Here is a 16877-nt window from a genome sequence, read left to right on the forward strand (position 1 = left end):
ACTCACGTGGTGATTGCGAAAACGTGATCTTTCTTGCGCCGGCCACTTGGCCGGACCCCGAAACGGACTAGATAGGGTTCACGCAGAGTCTATTCGGACCAGGCGTGGGTTCCCATTAGATTAGCGAATCGTTTTCTCGGGCCGGCAGCTTTCAGCTTCAAATGACTTCGACAACAAACGCCGAGATCGCGAGAGCCGATGGCGATCTCCGGATCGCGCTGCTGCTTGGCGTCGCAAACTGGTTCCTCTTCCTCGACCATATTCCGCATAACTTCGTCAGCGCGCTAACCATGCGCAATTTCGGCTTTAGCGGCGCGACCGACCTTTTTGTGTTCGTCGGCGGCTACGCGGTGACGCTCTTCTACGCAAGGATGACGCTGGAGCGCGGATTCCTGGTGGCGGCAACCCGCATCTTCAAGCGGGTATGGCAGCTCTATGCCGCCTATATCGTTCTGTTCGTGATCTATGTCGAGTTGATCAGCTATGTCGCCGCGCGCACCGCGGCGCCCGAGATCATCAGCGAATTCAACATCACCGGCTTTATCGACCACCCGGTCCGGACGCTGATCTACGGCTTGTTCCTGCAGGCCAAACCGCTCAATCTCGACGTGTTGCAACTCATCATCGCACTGATGGCATTCCAGCCGATCGTCGTCTTCGGACTGCTGTACGTCCCGAACGCGACACTTCTCGCATCCGTCACACTTTACGCGGCCGCCCGCGTACTCGACTGGAACCTGACATCCTATCCGTATGGGGCCTGGTATCTCAATCCGTTCTGCTGGCAATTGCCGTTCGTCATGGGCGGTTGGCTCGCGCTCATCGGCACGCGCTATGCCCCTGCGATCCGCGCGATGCAGGCCAGTTCCGCGCTGCGCGCGACAGCGCTGCTCTATCTGCTGTTCGCGTTGACGATTGTTTCCAGCAGCGAAATCCCGGCACTCGCCCAGATGATGCCAAGCGGATTGAGCGACGTTCTGCTGCAGAACGACCGCGAGGATGTCGCCCCTCACCGTATCCTGCACTTCCTGACCCTGACATTCCTGTTCACCTGGTTGGTGCCGCGCGACTGGGAGCACCTGCGCTCATACGCCTTGCAGCCGATCATCAAATGCGGCGAGGAGTGGCTGGCCGTGTTCTGCGCGGGCGTGTTCCTCTCCTTCGCTGCGCACCTCATTCTGATTACCGGCCCGTACTCGCTGGCAAGGCAGGTCGCGGTCAGCCTCGCCGGCATCGCGGCGATGACGGCCGTTGCCTACTACGTCTCGTGGTCGAAGCAACAGGACAGCAAATCGGCCGTCGGCGTTCATTCCTGAACCCGACGGTCTAATCGATGAGCTGTGCATGCCTTAGCCGCGTCTCGCTGTCGTGCAACATTGCGGTATCGAGCCCGCCTGCTGCCGCTGCACCGGTCGCGCAGGCGAACATGCGGTAGAACTGCAAGCCGTCATAGGCGACCAGCAACAGGTCGACGCCCGCATTCAAGGCCTCCACGACCGCCGTGCAGACGTCGTGCTGATAGATCGCGCCCATCACCAGATCATCCGTCATGACGATGCCCTGATAGTTCCAGGTCTTCCGGATCAGCCCGTCGACGACCGCCTTGGAATGCGACGCCGGCCGTCCGGGGTCGAGCGCACTCACCGCCACATGTCCGACCATCAGTCGCGCGCCGCTCGTCGACAGCACATCACGGAACGGACGCCAGTCGGTCGCCTCCAGTTCACCGACCGGCGTATCGAGATCGGCATTGAAATGATGGGTGTCAGCGCGCACCCGGCCCAGTCCGGGAAAGTGCTTCACCGTGGCGCTGACGCCCGCAGTCTCGAGGCCATGGATGTAGGCGCCTGCGATCGCGCTCACCGTGGCCGGATCGGCGGAGATCGCACGCTGATTGGTCAGCGTGTTGAAATCGAGCCGATTGCGCTTGGCTTCCGGCCGAAGGTCGAGCACCGGAGCAAAATTGAGGTTGATGCCAAGCGACGCCAACTCACGTCCATGAACCCGCCCGAACTCCTCGGCTCGCGTTCTTCGCTCGTCCGGCGCCAGCTCCGCCAATGTGGCAAGCGCGGGCAGCCTCGTCAGCGGCGGGGCGAGATGCGAGACGATGCCACCTTCCTGATCCGTCGCGACTATTAGTGGCGGCAGCCCCGCAGCTCGCCGCTTGCCCTGCAGTTTGGCGATTTCCGCCTTCAAGTCATCAGCCGTCCTGCCGGCGACATTGCGCCGGGTGACATAGATGCCGGCAATGAACCCCTTCTCCACGAGCGGCGCGACCTCGTCGAACGACCGATAGCCGACGATAAAATGCTGACCGAGTGACCGCGCAAGCACCGGCTCAGTCTGGAGAACAAGATGCCTCCGCACCTCGAACACACCATGCGCGGCCAGCATCGCAGGCGGCGGCAGGCACCACAGGACGACCAAAAGCCTCGTCGCCCAACTCCGCCTGCGCCAGGCGGCGCGGCGGATCAGCATGAATACGATGATGATGCTTGCAACCACGAGGAGAAGGTTACCCGGCCCGCGCAGCGGGACCAAATACGGATCGTTGTGGTTGATGCCCGCGAGGACGAAGACCAGGCCCGCGATCCAGAGCAGGAGTGTGCCGATACATTTGTTGACTTGCATTGGACCACGCGCGACTGGAGAGGCCGATCGGCTTCGTCCGTATCAGACGGGATTCACTGGCGCGAGCCGTAAAGTCGCGTCTGCACGCAATCTGCATAAGAATCCTGAACTCTTGCAGATCATGTTCCCGGCATTTGCACATGTACGCCTCAAGGTTCGTCCGAGCGGCACTTCGATCCCGCACCCAAGCAAGCGGCTCGAGGCGCTGCGGCCGACACATCCCAGCGATCCTGAGGTCATCATGACAAGCCTTGCGCCACCGGAGATCGAAACCCGATCAGTCGACAACAAGCTTCTCCCGGTCAAAATCGCGGCCACGCTCGCTCTCGCGGCATTGGCCGATTGGTTGTTCTACGACCAGCGTCTCGGACTTTCCGTCGTCATTTTTGCAGTCGCGCTCGCTTGCGCGTCGTTGTTCGTCAACCTTGGCAATCTCGGCCATCGTCGATTGCTGCTCGCCGGGCTGCTGCCTGCGATCGAGGAGCTCAACGCGGCTTCACTGGTCATTATTGTCCTCGCGCTCGGCGCCGGACTGATGCTGACGACCAATCATCATCTCGACGGTCTAGCCGCGGGAGCTTCCTCCCTGCTCGATCTCTATCTGGTCGGTCCCTTCAGATTGTTCCGGGATGTGATCTGCGCATTCAATTGGCCTGCATTCACCAGAGGCTTCACCCTATGGTGCGTGCCATTGGTGCTCGGAAGCCTCTTTATCCTGCTGTTCGTGGCAGCCAACCCATTGCTGGCGAATGGATCGGCCAGCTGAATCCGAGTGACCCTTCCTCCTATCTCAGCATGGGCCGTACGCTGTTCTGGATCGCGGCGCTGGCAATGGTGTGGCCTTTCGTCCAGGTCAAATGGCGGAGCAGTGCCGAGCTTGCGGACGACGCGCGCCGGTTTGCCGCAAACGATCCGCCGCGCACAGCCGATATCATGAGCTTGCTCAGTGCTGGTACGATTCTGCGCTCGCTGATCCTGTTCAACCTGCTGTTTTCGATCCAGACCGTCCTCGACCTGATCTATCTCTGGGGCAACGGGACCCTGCCCTCCGACGTGACCTACGCGTCCTACGCACATCGCGGCGCGTATCCGCTGATCGTCACCGCGCTGCTCGCTGCGGGCTTCGTCCTGGTGACCATGCGGCCGGGTGGCGCCGCCGAGCGGTCGCGCGTGATGCGCGCACTCGTTTATTTCTGGATCGGACAGAATGTCCTGCTGGTGATCTCGTCGATGCTCCGGCTTGACCTTTACGTTCAGACTTACCTGCTCACCTATTGGCGTATCGCGGCTTTCGTCTGGATGCTGCTTGTCGTGCTCGGCCTGGTCCTGATCCTGGGCGTATCGTCCTGCAGCGCTCGAACGATTGGCTGATCCGTACCAACCTGCTCGCATTGACGGTCGTCCTCTACGCTTGCTCCTTGATCAACTTTGCCGCCATCATTGGCGACTACAACATCAGCCATAGCCGGGAAGCCTTGGGCAGCGGGGTCAACCTGGATATCGACTATCTGGTCCGGCTCGGACCGCAGGCTCTCCCGGCCATCGATCGGGGGCTCGCGCTCCACGCTTACGATCCCAACCTTGTTTACCGCCGCAATTGCCTTGTAAAAGAGCAGCGCGAGCGTATGACCTCCTGGCGCAGCTGGGGCTTCCGCAACTGGCGGCTTCAGCGCATGCTGGATCGCCAGCAGGACTCCGCCGCAAGCTAGATCGCCTCGTATCCGGAGTGGACCGTGACCAACCGCATTCTTGTCGTCGACGATGACCTCCATATCCGGGAGGTCATCCGCGTCGCCCTCAAGAAGGCGGGTATGAACGTGATCGAGGCACGCGACGGGAAGGAGGCCCTGACCCGGTTTTCCGCCGAGCAACCGGACCTGATCGTGCTCGACATCGGCATGCCGGAATTTGACGGCCTCGATGTCTGCCGGGAGGTCCGCAAATCATCCGACGTGCCGATCTTGTTCCTGTCCGCCCGCGACGATGAGATTGATCGCGTCCTCGGGCTCGAGATCGGCGGCGACGACTATGTGACCAAGCCGTTCAGCCCACGCGAACTCATCGCGCGGGTCAATGTGATTCTGCGACGGCTGGCACCGCGGCCGGGCCCGCCGGAATCGAGCGCGCTCTTCAAGGGGCAGCTCTCGGTCGACCCCGAGCAGCACGTCGCAACGTTCGCAGGCACGCCGCTACATCTGACCGCGATCGAGTTTGGCATCCTGCGGGCCTTCCTGACGCGGCCCACCGCGGTATTCAACCGTGAGCAGATCATGAGCGCTGCCTATCAACTCAATATCCAGGTCTCCGACCGCACCATCGATAGCCATATCCGCAACATCAGAGCCAAGCTCGCCGCGGTGAAATGCGACAATGTCATCGAGACCGTGCATGGCGTCGGGTTCAAGCTCGGCAGGTGCGAGCCTCCCGCATGACGTCGTTCCGTGCCCGACAGAAGTGGCGCCCGTCGCTCAGCTTCGTCATCTTTGCCGTGCTCGCCCTGGTCGCCGTGCTCCCCTTGCTCGGGCTGTTCTTCTTCCGGCTCTATGACAACCAGCTCATTCGCCAAACCCAGGCCGAACTGATCGCACAGAGCCGCGTACTGGCCGTGATCTATGCGCAGGACGTGCAGGCGCAGCTTGCCAATGACATCCCTCTCGGCGCCGCGGTTCCACCCGAGGCGCTTCCGGATCCGGGCGATCAGGTGACACCGATCCGGCCCGAGCTCGATCTTGCCGGCAACGATCTTCTGCGGCGACGGCCCGACGCACTGCCCGCACCCAAGCCGGCAGATCCGGCCCATATTGCTATCGGCGCGCGGCTCATGCCCCTCGTGCTGGAAACCCAAAAGGTGACGCTGGCAGGCTTCCGGATTCTCGACCCGCAGGGCGTCGTCATCGCGGGACGCCAGGAGGTCGGACAATCCCTGGCTCATATTGAAGAGGTGGCGGCGGCGCTGCGCGGCCAGTACAGCGCCGCGTTGCGCATCCGCATCCCCGACAAGCCTCCGCCGCCGATCTATTCGATCAGCCGCGGCGTCGGCGTTCACGTCTTCTCGGCAATGCCCGTTATCGTCAATAACCGGGTTGCCGGCGTGATCTATGCGTCGCGGACGCCGAGCAACATCTTCGAGCATCTCTATCGGGAGCGCGGCAAGTTTTTGCTGGCCGCGATCGTTGTCGTCCTGGCCACGATCGCCATCGGCCTGGTATTCTCACGCACCGTCACGCGGCCGATGCGTGAACTGGTCGACCGCGCCGTGCGGATCGGCCGCGGCGACCGCGATGCATTCAAGCCGCTGGACCATTACGGCACCCGTGAGCTCGCGCAACTCTCCGACAGCTTCTTCGGCATGGCGCAGCAATTGTCGCGCCGCTCCGACTACATCGCCACCTTCTCCGCGCACCTGACGCATGAGTTGAAGTCGCCGCTGACCTCGATCAAGGGCGCTGCCGAGTTGCTTCTGGACTCGCTGCAAAGCAAAACGGCGACACTCACGCGGACCGAGCAGACGAATTTCGTATCGAACATCCTCGGCGATGCCGAGCGCCTGGAGGCCATGAGCCACCGGCTCCGCGAGTTGGCCCGCGCCCAGGGCGTGCCGGAGAACGAGCAGACCCGACTATCAAACATCATCGAGAGCCTGAGGAAACAATTTCCGGCCCTTGCCATCAGCGCCCACGGTTGCCTTGAACGTTCGATCGGCATGTCGGCCGAAAAGGCCATGATCGTGTTGGCCCATCTGGCCGACAACGCGATCCGTCACAACGCAAAATCGCTGGCCATTGAGGCGGTCGGCGAGACGCCCAGCATCCGGGTCACCGTCGGCAATGACGGCGACCCGATCTCCGAGCCGAATCGCGACAGGATCTTCGATGCGTTCTTCACCACCCGCCGTGATGCGGGCGGCACCGGCATGGGGCTCGCGATCGCGCAAGCCGTGATGGTGAGTCACGGTGGCTCGATCCGCCTGCGGCCGTCCAGTCGGAGCGTCGCCTTCGAGCTGGAATTCCCAGCAGTCTGACCGGTGGCAGGCCAGTGACCGCACCGGGCAATTTCCCGCGCGATGGACAAAATGGATATCGAGATCCCGATGCTTCCCAAGCCCCACTTTCGTCAGGACGCTTAGCCAAGCGTTTGCTTGACGCGCAATTTTGTTTGTGCGCAGCTGCCTAAAACAACAAGGCTAATCGGGGGCAGGACATATGGGCGGGCTTCGACGGGCGTTGGCCGGTTACGGCTTCCTCATCGCATCGATCAATCTGGCGGCAGCGGCGGAACCGATCAAGCTGCGGGTCGCCGACTCCTTTCCGAAGGGACACTATCTCGTCCGTCTCGTGCTCGAGCCCTGGATGGCCGAAGTCCAGAAGCGCACCAACAACGCGGTGACGTTCGAGCACTATCCGGCCCAGCAGCTCGGCAAGGCCGCCGACATGCTCAAGCTGACGCAAACCGGCGTCGCCGATATCGGCTATGTCGCGCCCGCCTATGTCTCCGACAAGATGCCGGTCTCCGAAGTCGCGATGCTCCCCGGCGCGTTCGAGCATTCCTGCCAGGGTACGCTCGCATATTGGAAGACCGCGCGGAACGGCGTGATCGCGCAGCAGGATTATACCGCGAACGGCATCCGCCTGCTGCTCGCGGTGAGCCTGCCGCCCTATCGCATCCTGACCGTGAAACAGCCGGTCAAGGACACAGCCGACATCAACGGACTGAAACTGCGATCGACCGGCGGCGCACAGGACCTCACCTTGCGCGCAATCGGCGCCGTGCCGGTACGTATGGCGGCGCCAGACGCCTATGAGTCGCTGTCACGCGGCACGATGGACGGCCTGCTGTTTCCGCTCGAAAGCGTCGTGGCCTATGGCGCCGACAAGCTCGTGAAACATTCCACCGATGGCTTCGGTTTCGCGAGCTTCGTCGTCGCCTATTCGATCAGCGAGAGCAGCTGGAAGAAACTGTCGCCCGAGATCCAGAAGGCGATGATCGACGTCGCCGAGGAGATCCTGCCGTCTGCCTGCAAGGAAGTGCAGAAGCAGGACAGCGAAACCATGAAGTCGATGGAGGCCGCGGGCGTCCATTTCGACACCCTGCAACCCGACGTGGTCGCAAAGCTCAAGGACCTGACCAAGGGCGTCGGCAAGGCATGGGCCGACGGGCTGGATGCACGCGGCAAGCACGGCAGTGACGCCCTGAAGGAATTCGGCGCTGCCGTTGCGGCGGTGCCGGCCCAGTAACGCCGACGGAGCCATACGTGATCAAGACAAGTCTGAAAGCCCTGACCGCCATCGAGAAGGTGACCTCGGCTATCGCAGCGGCCCTGATGTTTGCAATCATGATCATCGTCTTCTCCGATGTCGTGATGCGCTACGTCTTCAACCGGCCGTTCTCCTGGGCCTATGACCTGATCTCGCTCTATGTGATGGCCGGCGTGTTCTTTCTGTCGCTCTCCGGTACCTACGCGGTGAACGGACATATCAGCGTCGATATCCTGCTGCCGCGCTTCTCAGCGATCATCCAGCGCCTCTGCGTCATCATCTCGAACCTCGTTGGTCTCGCCATCTTCGTTCCGATCACCTGGCTCGGCTACCAGCGCGCACTCGACAACTATGTCTCCAGCGACGTGATGGCGGGTGCGATCCCGTGGCCGACCTGGGCATCCTCGATTTTCGTGCCGATCGGTGCCGGTATCCTCGCACTGCGCCTCGCCGTTCATCTCATCGCCAATACCGCAAGCCTCCTGACCGGCGAGAATCTGCTGCCGCTGCCGGCTATCTCCGGTCATTCGGAGAAGGCTGCCGGAGGTTTCGAATGATCCCGACCTTCATCCTCGCGCTGCTGTTCTTCCTGCTTGCGATCGGAACTCCGGTCGCGTTCGCGATGGCGTTCTCAGGCGGGCTCGGCCTCTATCTGACCGGAGGTCTTCCGATCCTGCTCGGCGTGCTGCAGACCACGCCGCTTTCGGCGGTCACCTCCTACGAGCTGATCACGATCCCGATGTTCCTGTTGATGGCGGACCTCGTGCTGCTGTCCGGCGTCGCCGACGACCTGTTCAAGACCGCGGCGGCCTGGGTCGGGCGTATTCCCGGAGGCCTCGGCATGGCGACCGCGCTCGCCGGCGCGGGTTTCGGCTCGATCTGCGGCACCAGCACGGCCTCCGCCGCGACGCTGTCCTCGACCAGCCTGCCCGCGATGATCCGCCAGGGCTATGAGCCGAAGATGGCGGCCGGTGTCGTCGCGATCTCGGGCACGCTCGCGATGCTGCTGCCGACCTCGGTGGCACTGGTCATCTTCGGCCTGCTTGCCGAGGTGAACATCGGGAAGCTGCTGATCAGCGGCATCATCCCGGCGATCTTCGTTACCATCATCATCATGTCGACGATCTACATCCTCGTGCTGCTCGATCCCTCGCGCGCGCCGACAATCTCGGCGGTGACGTGGTCGGAGCGGTTCAGCCTGCTCTGGCAGGTCAGCCCGATGGTGGTGCTGTTCTCGATCGTTACGGGCACGATCTATCTCGGGATCGCGACCCCGACCGAAGCCTCGGCCTTCGGCGCATTCGGCGCGTTCTGTCTCGCCTGCTGGAAGCGCAAGATCAACCTGACCTCGCTCTATACGACGTTACGGCATGCCGCCCAGGGCACCTGCATGATCGTCCTGATCATCATGTGCGCGCATATCTTCGGCTATTTCTTCACGCTGACGCAGGTGACGCAGAACATCGTCGGCTGGGTCGGCGGGCTCGATGTCTCGCGCTGGATCATCATCACGCTGATCCTGTGCGGATACATCGTGCTCGGCTCGTTCATGGATCAGATCGCGATCCTGGTGCTGACGGTTCCGATCGTGCTGCCGCTGATCAAGTCGCTCGGATTCGACCCGATCTGGTTCGGCGTCATCAAGATCGTGACCGCCGAGGTCGGCATGATCACGCCGCCGATCGGATTGAACTGCTTCATCGTGGCGCGCTATGCACATCGCCCCGTGGGCGAGGTGTTCCACGGCACATTCCCGCATTTCATCGCGCACCTGATCGCTATCGCCATTTTCGTGGCATTCCCGGAGATCATCCTCTGGCTGCCGAACCACATGCAACATTGAAGAAGCCGTCGGCCGTGACGGCCAGTTCTGGGAGACCCTTATGAACCTCTATTCCCGCTTGCTCGCCGGCGTCGGCACGGCCCTGCTGGCCGCTTCCACGTCGCCGGTCTTCGCCCAGGAGAAGATCACGCTGCGCCTTGCCGACAGCCTGCCGTCGGGCCACGTGATTCATGAGCTCGTCGGCAAGCCATTCTCGGAGCTCGTCACCAAGCTGACCAATGGCCAGGTCACCTTCCAGCATTTCCCGGCCGAGCAGCTCGGCAAGGCCAAGGACATGGCCCAGCTCACCGCGCTCGGCGTCGCCGATGTGTCCTACATCGTGCCGTCCTATTCGTCCGACAAGTTTCCGCTGACGGCCGTCGCCGAACTGCCCGGCATCTTCGACAACGAATGCCAGGCTCGCTCGCCTTCTACAAGGTCTCGCACAATGGCGGCATCCTGGAGACCAAGGAATTTGCCCCCAACCAGCTTCGACCGCTGGTGACGCTGGCGCTCCCGGCCTATCAGGTGCAGCTTGCAACCAGCCGCGAAATCAAGAGCGCAAAGGACCTTGAGGGCCTCAAGATCCGCACCACCGGCGGCGCGATGGATCTGATGATGCGCTCGATCGGCGGCGTGCCGGTACGGATGGCCGCGCCGGAGATCTATGAATCGCTGACCCGCGGCACGCTCGACGGCTTGATCTTCTCCTTCCAGAGCTCTGCGTCCTACGACTTCGGCAAGCTGTTGAAATCGGGCACCGAGGGCCTGAATTTCGGCACTGCGATCTTCACCTATTCAATAGGTGAACTGAAGTTCAAGTCGCTGCCCGAGAATGTGCGCAAGGCGCTGATCGAAGCCGGCGAGCAGACCACGCACGAGGCCTGCAAGCGGTTCGAGGACGGCGAGAAGGCGGCAGCCGACAAGATCAAGTCGCAGGGCATGAAGGTGATCAACTTCAGCGCCGACGACAAGAAGGTATTCGACACCGCCTTCAAGTCGGTGGCACAGGATTGGGTGAAGGACGTCGACAAGCGCGGCAAGCCGGGCACCGACGTCTTCAAGGCCTTCACCGAAGCGCTGGCCGCCACCCATTGAGCAACGCTCCGACGAGAGACACGCCAACCACGCCGGCAGGCCCGCTCGCCGGCGTCAGGATCATCGACCTCACCAGCGTCATGATGGGGCCCTACGCGACCATGATCCTCGGCGACTACGGCGCCGACGTGATCAAGGTCGAGAGCCCAGATGGCGACGTCATGCGCCACGCCGCCCCGATGCGCCATCCCGGGATGGGCGCGATGTACCTGCAGGGCAACCGCAACAAGCGCTCGATCGTGCTAGACCTGAAGAAGCCGGGCGGCCGCGCTGCGCTGCTGCGGCTGGCCGCCACGGCCGACGTGTTCGTCCACAATGTCCGTCCCGCGGCGATGGCGCGGCTGAAGCTTGGCGCCGACGATCTTCTCGCGACCAACCCGCAGCTCGTCTATACCAGCCTGCACGGCTTCGGAGAGACCGGCCCCTATGCCGGCCGACCCGCCTATGACGACCTGATCCAGGGACTGACGGCGCTGCCCGCGCTCACCGGCCAGATCACCGGTGAGCCGCGCTACTCGCCGGCCACCATGGCCGACCGCATCGTCGGCCTCAACGCGGTCCATGCCATCCTGGCGGCTCTGTTCCATCGCGAGCGCACCGGCGTGGGACAAGCCATCGAAATCCCGATGTTCGAGACCATGGCGCAGTTCGTGCTCGGCGATCACATGGCCGGCCGCAGCTTTGATCCCCCGATCGGACCGCCCGGATACTCCCGTCTGCTATCGCCCGACCGCCGCCCCTACCAGACCAGCGACGGCTACATCTGCGCGCTGGTCTATTCCGACAAGCAATGGAACGCCTTCTTCGCCAAGATCGGCCTTGCCGAAGAGGCCGACCGCGATCCGCGGCTGAACAGTATCTCGGCCCGCACGCGGAACTACGACTTCGTCTACGACTGGTTCTCGCAGATGATGAAAACCCGCAGCACAGCCGAGTGGATGCGGTTCTTTGAAGAGGCCGATATTCCGCATGCGCCGTTGCACGATCTCGATAGCCTGATCGATGATCCGCATCTCGCCACCGTCGGGCTGATCCAATCGCTGGAGCATCCCACGGAAGGAACGCTGCGGGTCGCCGGACCAGCCGCGACCTGGAGCCGTACACCGCCATCGATCCGGGCCTATCCGCCGAACCTCGGCGAACATGGCCACGAGATCCTGCGCGAGGCAGGGCTTGTGGATGCGGAGATTGCGGCCCTCCTCAAGGAGGGCGCGCTGATCGAGCCCAGTTCGTCCTGACTATTTCCGACGTGACGCCAGGATCTTCTCAGCGGCGCGCAGATGCGGCTTGTCCAGCATCTTGCCATCCATCTTGGCGACCCCGGACGGATTATCGGCGAACGCGGCGATCACCCGCTCCGACCAAGCGATCTCCTCATCGGTCGGCATGAAGGCCGCGTTGACGACATCGACATGCTTGGGATGGATCACGGCCTTGGCCAGGAAGCCGTCCTGCCGCGCGGCGATCGCCTCTGCCTTCAGTGCATCGAGATCGTTGATGTCGGTGGCGATGGTGTCGATCGCAACCACGCCGGCCGCGGCCGCGCCGATCAGGCAGAGATCGCGGGCAAGAATGAACGGTGAGTGATAGCGGCCGTCAGTCCGGTTGCGGGTTGCGCCGAGCGACGCCGCGAGGTCCTCCGCGCCCCACATCATTCCCCAGAGCCGCGGGCTCATGTTCTCGAAGTCGAGGATTTTCAAGACCGCCCGCGCCGTCTCGGTGGCGACTGTGACGATTCGGGTGGTGCCCTGCGCGATACCCGAGGCCGCCTCGAACGCGTCGAGATAGAGCGCGAGCTTGTTGACGTCGGCAGCGCCGGCACATTTCGGCAACACGATGCCATCGGGCTTCCCGGGCATCACGGCAGCGAGGTCGCCGAGCGTCAGGTCGGTGTCGAGCGCGTTGACGCGGATGTAGAGCTTCTGGTCCGGATTGCGCGCATCAAGCATCTGCCGCGTGATGTCGCGCGCAACCACTTTCTGGTCCGGCGCTATGGAATCCTCGAGATCGAGGATCAGGCATCCGCCGCGGTCTTCTTCGCACTCTCGTATTTCCGGGTGCTGTCGCCGGGAACGAACAGGAACGATCGCATCGCTTACGCCTTCGGCTTGCAGTGCATCAGGCCGGTGCGGCGGCAGCTCGCCACCACCTCACCCCGCTGATTGGTCATGGTATGCTCGAATTCGACGATACCCTGGGTCGGCCGCGACTTGCTGGCCCGCTTGCCGACGATCTTGGTATGCGCTTTCAAGGTATCGCCATGAAACACCGGCTTCGGAAACTTGACGTCGGTCATGCCAAGATTGCCGACGGTCGTGCCCAGCGTCGTATCGTACACGCTCATGCCGATCATGATGCCGAGCGTGTAGAGGCTGTTGAACAGCCGCTGGCCGAATTCGGTCTTTTCGGAGAAATGCGCGTCGAGGTGCAGCGGCTGCGGGTTCATGGTCAGTAGGCTGAACATGGTGTTGTCCATCTCCGTCACGGTCCGGCTGAACTCATGATGGAATTCCTGCCCGACCTCGAACTCTTCGAAATACAATCCAGCCATTTACCGTCCCTTGTAGTTGGGCGTCCGCTTCTCGACGAACGCATTCAGCCCTTCCTGGCAATCTTCCGTCGACGCGACCACCACGAAACTTTCGGCCGTGTTCTCCACCGAGCGGCGGAAATCGGCATCGACCGCTCGCATGAAGGCATCGCGGCCGATCTTCATCACGATCGGCGATTTTATTGCCAGCTTTCGCGCAATCTCGCGAGCACGCTCCAGCGCCGTGCCCTTCGGCACCACCTCGCTCAGCAGGCCCATGCGGAAGGCCGCTGCCGCATCGAAGGGCTCGCCGAGGAACAACGGGCCGAACGCCTGGTGCTTGCCGACCAGCCGCGGCAATTGCACGAAATGGATTGCCGGGATCAGGCCGACGTCGATCTCGGGATAGCCGAAGGTGGAGCCGTCGCCCGCGATGATCATGTCGCAGGAGATCGCGATCGTCATGCCGCCGGCGCGTACCGCGCCGTCGATCGCTGCAATCGTCGGCTTGCCCATTCGATATTGCGTATCGTTCAGTGCGAAATACAGCCGCTCGAGGAATGTCTTCGTCTCGATCGCGGGCTTGCCTCTGACGATATCGAGGTCGAGGCCGGCGCAGAACACCTTGTGGGTGCTGCTGATGATGACGGCTCGCACCGCCTCGTCATCGCGGGCTTTTGCCAGCGCCTCCAACAGCGCGTCGATCAAGGGGATGCTGAGCGCATTGACCGGCGCGCGGTCCAGCACGATCTCCGCGATCTGTCCAGTGACCGAGTAACGAACGAGGTCCGTGCTCATAATGTGTCGTCTCCTCTATCGCTTGGCTTGCCGCACCGCGCCTGATTGCAGCAAGCCGTCGATCTCAGCGGAACCAAATCCGGCTTCTGTCAGCACAGCGCGGCTGTCCTGCCCGACATCCGGCGCAGGGCAGAGGTGATCCTCGGACAGGCTCGCGATCCCCGGCGTCCGCGGCGAATAGACCGCGCCGACGCCGGGCGTGTCCTGGCGCACCGACGCCCTGGTCGCGTCGACGTGAGCGTTGCGCAGCCATTCACCGGGATTGAGGATACGCTCCGCGATGATATCGGCCGCGTGCAGCGCCGTGAGCCAGGCATCCGTCGGCTGCGTCAGGAACACCTCGCGCAGCTGCGGGATCAGCGTGTCGGCCGCATCGGCACGCCGCGCGAAGTCGGCAAAACGCGGATCGCTGGCGAGATCCTTGCGCGCGATTGCATTGCACAGACGTTTGTATTGCGGCTCGTTGACCAGCGTCACCATCATCCAGCCGTCCTGCGTCTGGTACGTTCCGGCCGGCACATTGAGCGCGCGCGGCGCACCGCCCTCGAGGATGAACTCGGCGACCTTGTGGCCAAGCAGCGCCGACGTCGACTGGCAGAGATTGACGTCGATCCAGCGGCCGGTGCCGACCGTCGCACGCGCGAACAGGGTCGTCGCGATCGCCTGGAATGCGTACACGCCGGTGACGACGTCGGAAATAGTCGTACCGACCCGATGCGGTACGCCATCGGTGCCGACGTTGACCGAGACCAGCCCCGAAAACGCCTGTGCCACCGAATCCGAGCCAGGCCGTTTTGAATACGGCCCGCTTTGCCCGAAGCCGCTGACCGAGAGATAAATCAGGCCAGGATTGTCGCGCGACAGGCTCTCGTAGCCGAGCCCGAGCCGCCCGGCGACACCGGGGCGAAATCCTTCAATCAGCACGTCGGCCTCGCGCGCCAGCCGCTGGGCGACCGCGATCCCATCCTTGTTCTTCATGTCGAGGCACAGGCTGCGCTTGCCACGGTTGTAGACCGCTGAGAGCGTCGTGTGATTGCCGTAGGTCGTGCCGAGATAGCGCGACCAATCGCCCTCGGGCGGCTCGACCTTGATCACGTCGGCGCCATAGACCCCGAGCAGCATCGCACAATAGGGCGAGGCGATCCCCTGCCCGAAATCGAGCACCTTCAGCCCGCGGTACGGCGCCTCGTGCGTCGGCGTCAGCTTCCCCGCCATTTGTCCTCCCACAGCCGTCGAACAGCCCTATCGGATGATCCTCTGGATCACGCCCTACAGCGCCAGATAGCGCTGCCGGATGTTGTCGTTGGCCTTCAGCTCTTCGATGGAGGATGTGTAGACGATCTGTCCCTTGTCGATAACCGTCGCGTGGCTCGCAAGGCCAAGGCAAAAATGCATGTTCTGCTCGGCGATCAATACTGTGGCACCGCCGCCGCGGAGCTGCCGCAGCAGTTCGCCGATGCGCTGCACGATAATCGGCGCCAGCCCCTCGCTCGGCTCGTCCAGCAGCAGCAGCACCGGATTGCCCATCAGCGTGCGGGCGATCGCCAGCATCTGCTGCTCGCCGCCGGACAGCCTTCCGGCGATCCGGTGCCGCAGCGGCTCCAGCAGCGGAAACACGTCGTAGACGCGGCGGATCGACCACTCGTCCTCGCCCTCAGGCCCCTTCTTCTGTCCGATGACGAGATTGTCCTCGACCGTATGCTCGGGAAAAATCTGGCGGTCTTCCGGCACGAAGCCGAGCCCGGCCCGGGCGATGAGATGCGGCCGCATTCCGGACACTACCCGGCCGCGCAAGCTCACCGTGCCGCGCCGTGCGGGCGCCAGCCCCATGATCGCCTTCATGGTGGTCGACTTGCCGGCGCCATTTCGGCCGAGCAGCGCCATGGTCTCGCCCTTGCGCACCGACAGGCCGACGCCGAACAGGATCTGGCTGGTGCCGTAGTAGACGTCGAGGTCCTCAACCTGCACCACCGGCTGCGCGCTCATGCCACCGCTCCCGCGTGGTCGTCGCTGCCGAGATAGGCTTCGATGACGGCTTCATTGCTGCGGATCGCATCCGGCGTCCCGGTCGCCAGGATCCGGCCGTAGCACAGCACGACGATCTGCGGCGCGATCTTGAACACGATGTCCATGTCATGCTCAATGAACACGACGGTGATCTTCTGCTTCTCCCAGAGCTCGCGCACCTTGTCGATCATGCGCCAGCGCTCTTCGGTGCCCATGCCCGCGGTCGGCTCGTCCAGCAGCAGCACCTTGGGTTCGAGCACCAGCGCGAGCGCGATATCGAGCAGCTTCTGGTCACCATGCGACAGCGTCGCCGCGGTCCTGTTGCGCTTGCTGGCGAGGCCGAGCAGCTCCATCGCATGCTCAGCACGGTCGCGCGTCTCGGCCAGCGGGAAGCGGCGATGCATCACGCCGGCGCGGCGTTGATCGGCACAGACCGCGGCCAGCATCGTCTCCTCGACGGTCAACGACGGAAATATGCTGGCGACCTGGAAGGCGCGGCCGATGCCATGGCGCACGATCTCTGGCGGCGTTTTACCCGCCATGTCGACACCATTGAGCAGGATCTGTCCAGAATCAGGCCGCAGCGCACCCGTGATCAGGTTGAAGAAGGTGCTCTTTCCCGCGCCGTTGGGGCCGATCACTGCGGTGAGCGAGCCATCTGGAAAGTCGAGCGAGACGTTGTCGGTCGCCTTGACGCCGCCGAAGGATTTGGAAAGCCCGCGAATTTCCAGCATGG

Annotated in this window: 18 protein-coding genes and 1 pseudogene; 12 read left to right on the forward strand and 7 right to left on the reverse strand. The window is 63.0% G+C overall.

Going from position 1 to position 16877, the window contains the following annotated elements; all coding sequences use genetic code 11:
• Positions 1–161 precede the first annotated feature (161 nt).
• Complete coding sequence (locus tag ALC15_RS19230; RefSeq protein WP_050628605.1) at positions 162–1316, forward strand: OpgC domain-containing protein; 1155 nt, start codon at positions 162–164, stop codon at positions 1314–1316.
• 10 nt (positions 1317–1326) lie between these two features.
• Here the strand turns inward: ALC15_RS19230 and ALC15_RS19235 are convergent, their stop codons facing one another.
• A complete protein-coding gene (locus ALC15_RS19235; protein WP_050628606.1) occupies positions 1327–2631 on the reverse strand; it encodes a glycoside hydrolase family 3 N-terminal domain-containing protein in 1305 nt (434 codons plus the stop codon).
• Positions 2632–2743: 112 nt separating this feature from the next.
• On the opposite strand from ALC15_RS19235, the gene ALC15_RS47610 reads away from it, so the two are divergent.
• The 11 genes from ALC15_RS47610 to ALC15_RS19280 all read left to right on the forward strand — a co-directional run bounded on the left by ALC15_RS47610 (position 2744) and on the right by ALC15_RS19280 (position 12044).
• Positions 2744–3397 (forward strand): hypothetical protein, encoded by a 654-nt coding sequence (locus ALC15_RS47610; protein ID WP_347336297.1) that lies wholly within the window; start codon positions 2744–2746, stop codon positions 3395–3397.
• On the forward strand, positions 3310–4002 hold the full coding sequence (locus ALC15_RS47615; protein WP_347336298.1) for a DUF4153 domain-containing protein: 693 nt from the start codon (positions 3310–3312) through the stop codon (positions 4000–4002). Before ALC15_RS47610 ends, ALC15_RS47615 begins: the two co-directional genes overlap by 88 nt.
• Positions 4003–4022: 20 nt before the next feature.
• Positions 4023–4340: a DUF4153 domain-containing protein gene (locus ALC15_RS47620; protein ID WP_347336299.1), complete on the forward strand. Its 318-nt coding sequence runs from the start codon at positions 4023–4025 to the stop codon at positions 4338–4340.
• A 24-nt stretch (positions 4341–4364) separates the two neighbouring features.
• Positions 4365–5063: a response regulator transcription factor gene (locus ALC15_RS19245; protein ID WP_050628607.1), complete on the forward strand. Its 699-nt coding sequence runs from the start codon at positions 4365–4367 to the stop codon at positions 5061–5063.
• Entirely contained in the window at positions 5060–6652 is a 1593-nt protein-coding gene (locus tag ALC15_RS19250) for an ATP-binding protein (protein ID WP_050628608.1), read from the forward strand. Before ALC15_RS19245 ends, ALC15_RS19250 begins: the two co-directional genes overlap by 4 nt.
• Before the next feature lie 181 nt (positions 6653–6833).
• Complete coding sequence (locus ALC15_RS19255) at positions 6834–7865, forward strand: TRAP transporter substrate-binding protein (RefSeq protein WP_050628609.1); 1032 nt, start codon at positions 6834–6836, stop codon at positions 7863–7865.
• Positions 7866–7882: 17 nt separating this feature from the next.
• The gene (locus tag ALC15_RS19260; protein WP_094193965.1) at positions 7883–8443 is read left to right on the forward strand and encodes a TRAP transporter small permease; all 561 of its coding nucleotides are present in this window, start codon (positions 7883–7885) and stop codon (positions 8441–8443) included.
• Positions 8440–9729, forward strand: coding sequence for a TRAP transporter large permease (locus tag ALC15_RS19265; RefSeq protein ID WP_021080340.1), 1290 nt, complete (start codon positions 8440–8442; stop codon positions 9727–9729). The genes ALC15_RS19260 and ALC15_RS19265 overlap by 4 nt, the downstream gene beginning before the upstream one ends.
• A gap of 40 nt (positions 9730–9769) precedes the next feature.
• Positions 9770–10213: a TRAP transporter substrate-binding protein gene (locus tag ALC15_RS47220; protein ID WP_050628610.1), complete on the forward strand. Its 444-nt coding sequence runs from the start codon at positions 9770–9772 to the stop codon at positions 10211–10213.
• On the forward strand, positions 10120–10806 hold the full coding sequence (dctP, locus tag ALC15_RS19275) for a TRAP transporter substrate-binding protein DctP (protein ID WP_094193966.1): 687 nt from the start codon (positions 10120–10122) through the stop codon (positions 10804–10806). The genes ALC15_RS47220 and dctP overlap by 94 nt, the downstream gene beginning before the upstream one ends.
• The gene (locus tag ALC15_RS19280; protein ID WP_094193967.1) at positions 10803–12044 is read left to right on the forward strand and encodes a CaiB/BaiF CoA transferase family protein; all 1242 of its coding nucleotides are present in this window, start codon (positions 10803–10805) and stop codon (positions 12042–12044) included. The genes dctP and ALC15_RS19280 overlap by 4 nt, the downstream gene beginning before the upstream one ends.
• Here ALC15_RS19280 and ALC15_RS19285 read toward each other — a convergent pair.
• From ALC15_RS19285 to ALC15_RS19310, 6 genes and pseudogenes are all read right to left on the reverse strand, one after another.
• Positions 12045–12898, reverse strand: a pseudogene (locus ALC15_RS19285) (HpcH/HpaI aldolase/citrate lyase family protein).
• Between the two features lie 3 nt (positions 12899–12901).
• On the reverse strand, positions 12902–13357 hold the full coding sequence (locus tag ALC15_RS19290; RefSeq protein WP_050628612.1) for a MaoC family dehydratase: 456 nt from the start codon (positions 13355–13357) through the stop codon (positions 12902–12904).
• The gene (locus ALC15_RS19295; RefSeq protein ID WP_050628613.1) at positions 13358–14134 is read right to left on the reverse strand and encodes an enoyl-CoA hydratase/isomerase family protein; all 777 of its coding nucleotides are present in this window, start codon (positions 14132–14134) and stop codon (positions 13358–13360) included.
• 15 nt (positions 14135–14149) lie between these two features.
• Positions 14150–15349: a CaiB/BaiF CoA transferase family protein gene (locus ALC15_RS19300; RefSeq protein ID WP_050628614.1), complete on the reverse strand. Its 1200-nt coding sequence runs from the start codon at positions 15347–15349 to the stop codon at positions 14150–14152.
• Positions 15350–15403: 54 nt separating this feature from the next.
• A complete protein-coding gene (locus ALC15_RS19305; protein ID WP_050628615.1) occupies positions 15404–16120 on the reverse strand; it encodes an ABC transporter ATP-binding protein in 717 nt (238 codons plus the stop codon).
• Positions 16117–16875, reverse strand: coding sequence for an ABC transporter ATP-binding protein (locus tag ALC15_RS19310; protein ID WP_050628616.1), 759 nt, complete (start codon positions 16873–16875; stop codon positions 16117–16119). Before ALC15_RS19310 ends, ALC15_RS19305 begins: the two co-directional genes overlap by 4 nt.
• Between the last annotated feature and the right edge of the window lie 2 nt (positions 16876–16877).

The organism is Bradyrhizobium viridifuturi, assembly GCF_001238275.1.
GTDB classification, from domain to species: domain Bacteria; phylum Pseudomonadota; class Alphaproteobacteria; order Rhizobiales; family Xanthobacteraceae; genus Bradyrhizobium; species Bradyrhizobium viridifuturi.